We start from the raw sequence: 11,590 nt of genomic DNA, 5'->3' as shown, positions 1-11,590 counted from the left end.
TAAAGGAATGCAACCTGGTTGCAATGTTTCCAAGCCGGTCGCAACTACTACAAAAGAAAGCCCAACTTCATCAAAAATCCCTGGAAAGACGTTCTACGCTCAATACTTTAGTAAGTAATAACTGACGATCCGAATCATCCGCTACTTCATTCCCGCCAATCGTTTTCATGCGGTTTACCGCATCTATCAGTTTCAACGACTCCGACTCTTTTTCTACCAAAATGTATTGGACATCGTGTGCTGTAAAACGCAAGGGAGCGAACGTCGAACGGGGTTTCGGCTTATCTGTCTTTCCTCTCCAATTGTTATATTCGTTCTCACCCCTGAGCCATCGTTCCTTCTCACTACTTCCCGATACGACATAACGCCATTCCCTGTCATCGTAATTATAAATTACCCGGCCTTTATCATCGGTAAAAGAATGTAATTTCATGTATCCCTGCATCTGATGCAGAGTACTCACATCTACAGATTCTCCTATGAAGGAAAAGAGATGTCTGTCCTTCTCGTCAATTAGTTTAAGCAGCTCCGAAGAATTCAAGGCATCTGAAAACCCGACAAAGATATCTTTGTACTTAGGATCATGACGCAGTTCTTCTATCTTTTCATGTCTGAGCATCCTTGAATTTTCCATAGACAGGACCAGGCTTTGCATACTACTTTTTAAATGAGCGGATTTTATATACAAAATAGGATTTAAATCCTGCATAGTACCCCATTTCTCACCCAGACCTACGGCAAATTTACCATAGCGGCTCCTATGTTCGCCCGCTCTGGTAAGGGGAATATCACAAAAAGATACCATGGGAATACCTAATATGTTTCCGTCCGGCATCACCTCCCGGCAATAATTAGGCAAAAAACCTTTACGAAGAATACCGGTAAGATTTTCAAAAGTATTCGTATAATGAAAAAGCGAGGTAGCATTTCCTTTTTCCATAGCATATGTGCTGATATTTGATTAACCGTACAAAAATAAGAAATTAATCGATGCACAAACTATCCCGGGAAAAATATATTATCTTGTTCATCTTAAACGAATATCTTTATCACGGATATATGAGACTTTTATTTCTCCTCCGGCACTCTCTGCTTCTTTCAATGCCATTTTTCTAATACGGGTAAGAGAAACTGTCACATCTCCTTTATCTACAGATTTAGGCAAAGCAAGACGAATAAAATCGTCTCCCACAGTGTCGTCATAAAAATTATATTCTCCCTCCGCCGTCACAATTCGGATCTGAACCTCCTCTTTTTTTCCGACAGGCGATCCGATCCATCTGAAATCCACTTTTTTATTTACATCTATATCATTAAATCCGGCAGGAAAATCTATAGGTTCTATATCTTTTATGGACACTGTATTAATATATACTTCATTTCTGTTACGGGTGAAACGGAATGTTATATCGTCCAGTCCGTTGAACGAATAGGTATAAAAGAAAGGAGCAATATTCACATAATTCGGTTTGTCATTATTGAATTTAATTGAAGAGATCCCTGTCAATTGTATATTATCGCCAAGCGCATTGTACTTATTAAAATTAGCAGATGCTTTGGTCTTATTCTTACTCACATAATATTCTACATCCAGACTCTGATAAAACGGCACGTTGCTATTCAGGGAAGACGATTCTTCGCTACTACAAGAGACCCACATACCTGTTAAAAGTATACAGATAATATAAATCAGTTTTTTCATAAGTCCTATCTTTTCGGTTTCCCCTATAAAACAACGAAGAGGTACAGTTGGTTTAACCTTTAACACAGGAACTTAACTTTAATTTAAAAATACGGCGTAACCGTCGGTCTTATTTAGGTTACGCCGTATTTATACTTATTCCCGCTTTATTTTATGACTGCGGGCCGTATTCTTTTTCAATTACTTTTTCGGCTTCTTCCTTTAATTTTCCAGCCTGTTTTTCGGCTTCTTCCAACAACTTTTTAGCAGCTGTCTGGGCGGCGATCTTCGCCAACGGATTTTTCGCCTTTTCTATCAATTTATCGCCTTCTGTTCTTGCCGTCTCTACAAGTTTATTACCTGCTTCTTCCGCTTTCTTTCGTATCGCTTCTTTCTGGGCTTCTATATCATGGTTATCTGCACCTAATAATTTGGAAGCGACCGTTGATTTGACGGCATCTTTCACCGCATCCGCAGCATTCAGCTTTAAAGCCGGTTTAGCGAACGTTCCTCCGATATGAGCGGAAAAACTACTCAACATTCCTCCGGCAGTACCCGATGGTAAAGTTATTTTCGCCACATAATCTATTGTCTGGTCAAGCCCCGTCATCCCCGAAAAATTGATATTTATATTTCCGAACTTAAGGTCGAAAGGAGAAGTCTGTAATTTTCCGTCCTCAATAGTAAATGAAATCTTTATATCTTTCGCTTCTATATTTTTAAATTTATCATTTTTAAGTAAAGAAGCCAATTGACCGAATATCTCGATATTCTGCAATTTAATATCATTCGATTGTAAAGTACCTTTCGCCGTAAGATCATTCAATTCGGGCGACATTTCACTATTCAACGGCATGTTCATTTTAAAATCAACCGAATAAGTTCCTCCTGTTTTGGAGAATATCGGGACGATCTTTTGGATCATATCCAATTGTTCGAAAGTCTGCTCGAACGATGCCCGGCTTACTTTGAGATCGAAATCGACAACAGGCCTCAAAGCATTCACGGCAGTACTGTAAGAACCGTTAGCCAGAACCTTGCCTCCAAAAGCATTAAAGCCGATAGGAGCCATACGCACAGTTCCCCCCGACACGAATAATCTCCCGGTAACATCGGTCAGTATCATTTTTTGAAACAAGATTTTTTTCAGATCGGCATTCATAGTTAAATTCAGGTTCTTAGGAACTTCAAAAGCACTCATGACCGTCGAAGAGTCCGTTTGCCGGGTTTCGGGAGCTGCGGCATCTGTGCCATCCTGCATCAGCTCATTCAAATCCAAAAGAGTAGATGTAACCGTCAGTGTTCCTGTAAGCAACTCGTCTTTGAGAAAATAAGCCAGATAATTAGACAATGTTCCCTTTGCCTGTATATCGCTCTTACCTAATATGACATCGAAAGACGATAATGTCATGGCCCTGGGAGTTACCGTTGCTACAGCCTCTCGTATCTCCAGTTTGGGCAACTGAACAGTAGTCAATACCATATCAGTTACCGTAAAATTCCCTTCCCCTTGTATATTTTGATAACGTTCGTTTTCTATATCGGACATTTTTCCGGCAAATCGTAAATCGGAATGTATAATCCCGTTTAACTGAATGGAATCACCTAAAGGAAATATATCTTTTACCAGATTAAGATTCAAAGTTCCGGACGCTGTCGCTTTAAAATTCAGATCGCTTGCGGGAGTGCTCGCAAACAAAGTCAGCTTAAAAGGGTTACCCGCCATACTAAAACTGAAATTATCTACCGATATAGTCGTTCTGTCGGCAATACCTCCGGGATTATATATCCGGGAACCGATAACAATATGATCGACGGTTTTCGGCATCCCCTCATAGCTAAACATTCCGTCTTTTACCTGCAACGATATATCAAATTCAGGTAATACATCAGCCGCCATACGCCCTTTTGCAAATGCATTTAATTCGATATTTCCCGATGTTTTCAATTTATCGAAATCATTCTGGTATATAGCCGGGACCAATGATAAGATATCTTTGAACTGTATCTTAGGCGTATTCAAGGTTATGTCCATATCCATTCCATCGTCCAGCAACGCCAGCCATCCGTCAAGATTTAATTCTATCGCATTCAATTTGATGGAATTTTCTTTAAAAGTATATTTATCCTCAGAGAAATCGGCATTTACCGTCAGCTTCATTTCGGCAGATGCATTTTTAAGATAAGGTACGTTCATTAAAGAAAAGTAAATATCTTTACATGACAACTTGCTGTCTATATCGGTCACATCGGAGGACATATCCCCAGATAACTTCAAATCTAAATCTCGTGTATAGAACTGCATCTTTGTCGAATCATCGACATAGGCGATCGTCGCATTTTTGATCTTAAATTGTTTTAACTTCAATTTAAAAGAAGAAGACGACACCGTATCCGGCTTTTCCTGAACCGAAGCCGTATCCGGCTTCATAATATCCCAGTTTACCCTGCCATCTTGTAATTTTACCGCTTTTACCGAAGGTTCATCCAATACGATATAATTTACCTTGTACCCTTGATCTCCGAATAAACTCAGAAGATCAACAGCCATTTCAACAGACTTTACGGATATCAACGTATCATTTTCAAAATCGCCGATACCTGACAGGGAAAGGCCATTTAATTCAACGGAAGCATTAGGAAAATGTCTGAAAAAACTCAAATCAAGTTCCTCAAAATCTAATTTCGCATTAAGCATTTTATTGGCCTCTTTCTTTACGACATCCACTATTTTCCCTTTAAATGCAAAAGGAAGGAGCAACATAAGTACAATAACTACGGCCAAAATAATACCTGTAATTTTTAATCCTTTTTTTAACTTCACATTCATGGTTCCCTATTTTATTTACGTTGTTTATTCTCACGTAGCGTCTCGGCTATCACCCAATGGCGCGTAGCCATATCCACATTACCCAATTTAGAAAACGCGTCTCCTAAACGGTCATGAGCTGTAGCGTTCTGCGGTTTCAAATCCACCGATTTGCTTAAGTCCGAAACAGCACCGTCAAAGTCCTCCAGTTTATATCTCAGTTTTCCCCGGTTATAAAGAGCTTTAAAATATCGAGGGCTCAGTCTCACTGCTTCATTAAAGCACCCTGCTGCCTCGTTATATTCGCCCACATCTGCTAAAGTAACACCTTTTCGTACCCAGGCATCGACCAGCATAGGATCCAGCGATAACGCTTTATCAAAATTGGCCAGTGCCGCCCGGGTATCGTGAGCCTTCGTAATGCATTCGTTTCCTAACAGATAATACTCGTACGCATACTTTTGCAACATTTCCTGACGGGAATATAATTTTTCGCGTAACATACGGTTCTCTTCTTTAAGCCGGGTAATAATATTTAACTTTTTCCGGATAAAACGTTTTATGTTGGGCTTTTCTATATCATAGCGGGAATGTATAGCTTCAAAAAACTGACGTAAAAACGCATCGAAATCACCTTTGTCAAAACTGAAGGATGCCTCTTTGTAAAGACGGTCGGCCTGTGCCAGTTTCAAAGAACGTTCTATTAACTGACGGTCATTAAAACTTTGGCTAAACTTAACAATCTCAGGGTTTATAAAAATATCCCGCGGCGTAATCTCCTTTTTCAGAACAATCCCTTCCAGTGATACGCAACGGCTTAACGCCACATAGGTCTGGCCTCCTGCAAAAGCTCCACCGGTAAAATCGACGATCACCCGGTTAAATGTCAGTCCCTGGCTTTTATGTACAGTAATGGCCCACGCCAGACGCAACGGAAACTGAATAAACGTTCCCAGAACTTTTTCTTCAATACGTTTTTCTTTTTCATTATAAGTATAACGTATATTTTCCCAAACGTCCCGTTCTACCTCATATTCCTCTCCCGTCTCAAGCACGACGAATATCCTGTCATCGGCAATATCCGATATAAGACCTACCGTACCGTTCACCCAACGCCTTTCGGTATCATTTTTGATAAAAATGACCTGGGCTCCTTTTTTCAGTTCAAGCTCCAAAGGTGTAGGCAAACTTCCTTCCGGAAAATCGCCCTTAATTTCTCCTTCGAAAAAATATTTGTCCTCATCCAGTTCAGACAAGCGTTTGTCATTTATATAATCTACCTGATCACGACGCGTAGCAAGAGTTATACTAAAATCATCGACAACAGGCTCGTACATAGGTTTATAACGATTATTCAACTCTTTCAGCTCCGTATCGGAAACCGTATTGCTCCTTATCTTATCCAATAGATGAACAAAACGCTCATCGCTCTGGCGGTAAACTTTTCTCAGTTCTATGGGAACCAATGATATTTCAGAAAAGACACGTGCCGAAAAGAAAAACGCATTTTTGTAAAACCGGCTCAGAATATCCCTGGTATCGGATGTCACAACCGGCTCTAATTGAAAAATATCCCCGACGAAAAGCAATTGTTTTCCACCGAAAGGCAGCCTCATGTTACCTGAGAAAACACGTAATACCCGATCTATAAAATCAACCATATCGGCCCGGACCATAGATATCTCGTCTATAATGACCAGCTCAACTTCCCGAATCAACTGACGATGTTTTTTAGTGTATTTAAGGAATTCGAATATTCGCCCGTTCGTCAGACTCAGATCAGGATCGTCCGGTAAAATAGGCCTGAAGGGCATTTTAAAGAATGAATGAATCGTACTGCCGCCGGCATTTATCGCCGCCACTCCCGTAGGAGCCAATATAATATGTTTCTTTCGCGTATGAGCGCATATATATTTTAGAAACGTCGACTTTCCCGTCCCGGCCTTTCCCGTCAAAAAAACCGATTGCGAAGTAAATTGTATCAGGCTCAACGCATCCTTAAATTCCTTATTATCAATATCTATTTCCCAACTTTCGGCCATAATAAGTTATTTCGAAGTTTCTTTTTCAAATATATCAAAATCTTTTCACTTTTTACAAAAAAAGAGCGGCTAACCTCTTTAACCGCTCCTACCAGATTATTTTTTATCTTCAGAATTTAAATCCTAAGGTGAATACAAAGCTGTTTGTAGTACTGGTCAGCTTGCCAACTTCGGGCGCATCCCAATGGTTTCTATAATCATAGGTTCCTGAAAACGGGAGAAAATCTTGCTTTTGTAAACGGAATATATAGGCCAAATCAAGATATAAGTTAGAAAAACGATATCCCAAACCGCCTGTGTAATATTGAATACTACGATCCAGCGTATAGGCTGTATTCGTTCCACTCGTATATACAATCTCTCTTCCATTCAGAACCTGCTGCTTTACGGGGGAAGTTTGATATGAATATCCTAAACGTAAACTTAACTGATTGGTCAATCTGTATTCTCCACCTACACGAAACGTACTACCGCTCTTATAATATATCTTTATATCGTTATTCTCATTCCTATAATCATAATTATGCGAATCCAATGACATGCCCGGATAGTTGGTGTATTCATAATCAAAACTGACTAATCCCCTGCGGCCAAATAAATATGCGGCACTGGCTATAAAACGCCAGGGAGACTGAAAATCATAATCATACGCATCTTCCAAAACAGGAACGGCAGAATTAGGCTGAACTCCCTGATACGATTTTCCGAAATTATAGGCACTGCTTACACCCATCCGGTTCGTCATGGTATAATATGTAGGAGTATGAAATGCAAAACCGAGCCTGATATTATCTATCGGTCGTAATATAACTCCCATCTTGAAATTAACTCCGTTACCATCCATAACCAACCGGTTAGCAATATTATATTCCCCGGAAACCACTTCTTTTTCACTTCCCAAAATAACACCGTTATTTATTCTTTCGCTATAATTGGATTCTAAACGATAGTCGAAATTTGTAACTCCAACTCCAATACCATAGTACAACACATCATAAATATTTCCACCGAAATTGAATGAAAATTCGCTAATGTCACCTCTTTCACGCGCCCGGTATGTTCCGGAACCAGTAGAACTGCCTCTGGAAAATATACCGTCATATAATGTATTATCCTCCGCAGTCGGACTTATAAGAAATGAATTATAACCTAAAACGCTTAACCAGGGAGCATTACCATAGGGGTCATAGCCTCCATTATAAACGGGATTACCATTGCTGTCCAAGTCATAGCCCAGGTCATTTGCAGAAATACCATTTGTCACATTGGCGATATAATTAGACATCGAAGTATTTAGACTTCCATAATATCCCTGGTAGGTGCGTTCAAATGATTTAGTCCGATTATAAGAAACACCGAAATTGATATATGGAGAAACGTCGGAATTAAGATTGATCGCCGCGATATAGCCAAAATTATTGCAACTGAATTTAAAACGGTTGTCGGTACTATTGAAACCATCTATTTTATTTCCTGTCGACTGATTGGAAAAGTCCAGTGTAACAGCCAGTTCGGAATTTCTATAAACACCCAAACCAGCGGGATTTTGGATCAAGGTAGTTATATCTCCGCCTAAAGCACCAAAGGCTCCGCCCATACTCATAAAACGGGCAGTACCTTTCAAATCGGTTTGAGAAATATTAAATGCGTCTGTTGCACCCTGTGCCAATAACAAGGAGGGGCAGAAAAAAGCGCTTAACAAAGCTACATATATCTTTTTCATTGTTATATACATCTTAAATTAACATATCATTATCGACCGCGGCTACTACCCCGGCTGCTTCCGCTACTCCGGCTTCCTCCGCTATTATAACTACTCCCGCTGGACTGGCGTGACGAAGGAGCCGAATACGAATTCCTGTTATTCGTGCCCGAAGGCGACGAACCTCTCGTATAACCAGAAGAACGTCCTGTCGAAGAAGAACCTGTACCGTAAGAAGACCGCCCTCGAGAAGTTCCGGATGGTGCAGAATAACGTTCTCCCGAAGAATTCCCGCTATTAATACCAGTCCTGCCACGGGTTCCCGAGCTTCCCGAAGGACTTGCCGTACCTGTAGACGGACGTGTTACCGACGTTCCTGAACCACGGCCATTATTCATAATAGTTGCATTATCTCCGTTTATAGGAGTATCTAAATTACCACCCCGGTTGGTTGTTACACCTTGCTGACGTCCCCGGTTTGCAGAGCTTTCATTTACCCCGGGTCTTGTCGTCGTACCCGAACCGATAGTCCCGGTCGTATTTCCGCCGCGTCCTCTTGTTCCGGAGGAAATCGTTCCCGAACTATTGCCATTTCCCCTATAACCGTTTCCGGAAGAAACAGTTCCCTGATTCCGGTTATTCTGGCGGGAACCTCCTGTTGACACAGACGTCCCCATATTACGACCGTTGTTTCGGCCTAATGTTCCATGGCTGTATGACGTATTCCGATAATAAGGATAGTTCCAATGACCCGAATGAGGATAATAGCCATGATAATGATGGTAATGAGGATAATACCAAGAATTCCATCCCCAGTTGTACCCCCAATTCCAACTTATTCCACCTCCCCAATAAGGCCCCCATGGATACATTCTCCACGTCCAACTGCCATAAGATGCAGGGGCCCATGTATAATTCCAGTACCAAGGATTGGACCATGTAGGAGTTACCCACGCATACGGCCCGTCAACGTATACATTCCAATCGCTGGAATTAAGAAAATAAATATCATTGTATCCGGGATCTCCAATGGTTATTGTAAATCGCGGATTATGGAAACGACGAATACGAGTGGCATATTCATAATCGGATTGTGAACCATTAAATCCATTCAGATAATATCCCTCACCATCATCATAATTATAATCATCATTACCGACAGTTCGCGACTTTTTCAAAGAAGTTTTTTGCGATTCTCCCTGTTCCTTCTGAGCCTCAACGACATCATCGACGGTCACATCGCTCCGACGATTATATTCATCTACATCCCGCTCATATTGATAAGAAGTTTCTTGTCGGCTATTCTCCCTATAAGTTTCTTTCTCTTTTTCTTTCTTCTTTTGTTCAACCACCGGATTTTTCGCTTTCGGGGTATAATATATATCATCTTCCAGAATATACGTTTGCCCGAAAGAAAAAGTAACCGTCATGATGACCGATATCAGGAATAAGGATACTCTCTTCGTTTTCATATTCATTCCTCCCATTAATTATTATTATACTTTGACTCCACATACCCGAAAAGGTTTAATACACAGATAACGGGTTCTTGTACAAAGATATAAATTTGTTATAAACATAGAGTATATTTAAAACACTTTTGCTGCATTTTCGGAATGATTTTGTACAAAATTATCATTTTGGAGAAATTAACTGACACTTTAACGATTTTATTTAACTACTATAAACAAAGACAAAATACATCTTACTGATATTATTTACAACATTCTTACGTGACATGAAAATATATTTATTTAATTAAAACGATAAAAATAAATATGCGAGCACATATAATCATATAAAAAAGATACCACTTCTAAATTCGAAGCAGTATCTTTAAATAATGGCTTAAACCGTATATTATAGTAAATCGGAACCTGTTCGTTGCGAATTATCAGTACCATCACCTACGCGGGGGCGAAGATCATAAGCGAACAAAATAAGGGAAAAGCCCCAATAAACAAACACAATAGCACATAAGAATACGATCGAATATGCCGCTGTGAAAGGTGAATACATAAACAAGAAAGCTATGACAAGCAATAATATACCGTTTATCAGGTACAGCCACCAGTATTTATAAGAAGAGGTCATACCGAAAGCCGAGAATAAATTACTCAAACCTTTATATAAAAACACAAAGGCAAAAAAGAAAGGTAAGATGGTTTCGCTCAGAGAAAGATTACCTATCAAAACAAAACCGATAAAAATATCAATTATGCCTCCTGCGAGCCACCAGCCCCAACCGGTTGCTTTGCGCTTCACATTACCAGCGACCAATAATTGTACTACTCCGGCCAGTACAAGCCCCCACCCTAACAGAGTGGAAATTACAGCATACCCTATCACCGGTTGAAACCACAACCAGAAACCACAGGGAATCAACAGCAATCCCAATATGACTACTACCCACCAATATTTGGTCTTTCCCCAGAAATTAATTGTTGAAATGTCCATCATTTTTGATTCATTTTTAAGATGATTAACTCCATTAAATTTTTATAAGGGTATAACAACGTAACGAAGGTTTTGATTTTACCTCCGTAATAATGTTTGTTAAGAAGTCGGCAGACTTTGTTACATTTTAAGATAAAAATCCCGTGTAAGATTTATATATTCAGGAGTATAGGAATGTCTCTTTTCCTCTATTACCAATGAATCGCTCTCATATAAACTCTCATATCTTCCCCATTCTTCCAAAATACGTTTAGGTAAGCTCCGGGGAGTACCGGACACATATGTTTTACGTATAGGAAAGAATCCTTGCCGCATAGCACTCTTCTCTACTTGCTCTTCCATAGAAAAAGGAAAAATTAAAGAAATACGCCCGGTTGCTGCCAGTATGTCAGCAGAACAACGAAAAATATCATCGTAATTGAGAGATACCGTATGCCGGGCATTTATACGGGTGTGTTCATCGGGCAATACCGATTCTTCGAAATAAGGAGGATTAGAAACAATAAGGTCATATTTTATATCCGTATGTTTCGAAAATTCCTGAAATGATTCATTATATAACCTTATTCTGTCAGGCCAGGGAGAACGCAATACATTCTCTCTCGCTTGTGTACAAGCGAGAGGGTCGATTTCCACCCCGTCAATCCCGGCATCGGAACGCTGAGCTGCCATAAGACATATAAGTCCTGTACCGGCTCCTATATCTAAAATATGACGGCTCTTTTTTACTTCGCACCACGCACCCAGCAATACACCATCGGTACCGACTTTCATCGCACACAGATCATGATAAACTGTAAATCGCTTGAATTGAAAAAAAGGATTGGACATAATTATTTTTTTACAGGTACAAATATGGAAAAAATAATAATAATTTCGTCATGCGGACACGAATGATT

At 39.9% G+C, this 11,590-nt stretch carries 8 protein-coding genes; all 8 read right to left on the bottom strand.

Annotation, left to right across the window (positions count from 1 at the left end):
- Positions 1-70: 70 nt before the first annotated feature.
- The 8 genes from OCV73_RS02095 to OCV73_RS02060 all read right to left on the bottom strand — a co-directional run bounded on the left by OCV73_RS02095 (position 71) and on the right by OCV73_RS02060 (position 11,522).
- Positions 71-940 (bottom strand): abortive infection system antitoxin AbiGi family protein, encoded by an 870-nt coding sequence (locus tag OCV73_RS02095; protein ID WP_147548581.1) that lies wholly within the window; start codon positions 938-940, stop codon positions 71-73.
- 87 nt (positions 941-1,027) lie between these two features.
- A complete protein-coding gene (locus tag OCV73_RS02090; protein ID WP_147548579.1) occupies positions 1,028-1,702 on the bottom strand; it encodes a hypothetical protein in 675 nt (224 codons plus the stop codon).
- A 151-nt stretch (positions 1,703-1,853) separates the two neighbouring features.
- Positions 1,854-4,511, bottom strand: a complete 2,658-nt coding sequence (locus tag OCV73_RS02085; protein ID WP_147548577.1) for a DUF748 domain-containing protein — start codon at positions 4,509-4,511, stop codon at positions 1,854-1,856.
- 11 nt (positions 4,512-4,522) lie between these two features.
- On the bottom strand, positions 4,523-6,532 hold the full coding sequence (locus tag OCV73_RS02080) for a tetratricopeptide repeat protein (protein WP_147548575.1): 2,010 nt from the start codon (positions 6,530-6,532) through the stop codon (positions 4,523-4,525).
- A gap of 109 nt (positions 6,533-6,641) precedes the next feature.
- On the bottom strand, positions 6,642-8,255 hold the full coding sequence (locus tag OCV73_RS02075; protein ID WP_167551188.1) for an OmpP1/FadL family transporter: 1,614 nt from the start codon (positions 8,253-8,255) through the stop codon (positions 6,642-6,644).
- A 29-nt stretch (positions 8,256-8,284) separates the two neighbouring features.
- The gene (locus tag OCV73_RS02070; RefSeq protein WP_147548571.1) at positions 8,285-9,706 is read right to left on the bottom strand and encodes a hypothetical protein; all 1,422 of its coding nucleotides are present in this window, start codon (positions 9,704-9,706) and stop codon (positions 8,285-8,287) included.
- 388 nt (positions 9,707-10,094) lie between these two features.
- Positions 10,095-10,694 carry an HdeD family acid-resistance protein gene (locus tag OCV73_RS02065; protein ID WP_243764699.1) on the bottom strand — a complete coding sequence of 200 codons (600 nt, stop codon included), beginning with the start codon at positions 10,692-10,694 and terminating at the stop codon, positions 10,095-10,097.
- A gap of 117 nt (positions 10,695-10,811) precedes the next feature.
- Complete coding sequence (locus tag OCV73_RS02060; RefSeq protein ID WP_147548569.1) at positions 10,812-11,522, bottom strand: tRNA1(Val) (adenine(37)-N6)-methyltransferase; 711 nt, start codon at positions 11,520-11,522, stop codon at positions 10,812-10,814.
- Positions 11,523-11,590 lie beyond the last annotated feature (68 nt).

This window comes from Barnesiella propionica (genome assembly GCF_025567045.1).
GTDB classification, from domain to species: domain Bacteria; phylum Bacteroidota; class Bacteroidia; order Bacteroidales; family Barnesiellaceae; genus Barnesiella_B; species Barnesiella_B propionica.
The sequence above is the reverse complement of the archived record's forward strand: the minus strand, read 5'-3'. Positions and strand labels throughout refer to the sequence as shown.

Coding starts and splice junctions, on each gene's coding strand:
- OCV73_RS02060 (WP_147548569.1), bottom strand. CDS start 11,522: ATGTCCAATCCTTTTTTTCAATTCAAGCGATTTACAGTTTATCATGAT.
- OCV73_RS02080 (WP_147548575.1), bottom strand. CDS start 6,532: ATGGCCGAAAGTTGGGAAATAGATATTGATAATAAGGAATTTAAGGAT.
- OCV73_RS02090 (WP_147548579.1), bottom strand. CDS start 1,702: ATGAAAAAACTGATTTATATTATCTGTATACTTTTAACAGGTATGTGG.
- OCV73_RS02065 (WP_243764699.1), bottom strand. CDS start 10,694: ATGATGGACATTTCAACAATTAATTTCTGGGGAAAGACCAAATATTGG.
- OCV73_RS02095 (WP_147548581.1), bottom strand. CDS start 940: ATGGAAAAAGGAAATGCTACCTCGCTTTTTCATTATACGAATACTTTT.
- OCV73_RS02070 (WP_147548571.1), bottom strand. CDS start 9,706: ATGAAAACGAAGAGAGTATCCTTATTCCTGATATCGGTCATCATGACG.
- OCV73_RS02075 (WP_167551188.1), bottom strand. CDS start 8,255: ATGAAAAAGATATATGTAGCTTTGTTAAGCGCTTTTTTCTGCCCCTCC.
- OCV73_RS02085 (WP_147548577.1), bottom strand. CDS start 4,511: ATGAATGTGAAGTTAAAAAAAGGATTAAAAATTACAGGTATTATTTTG.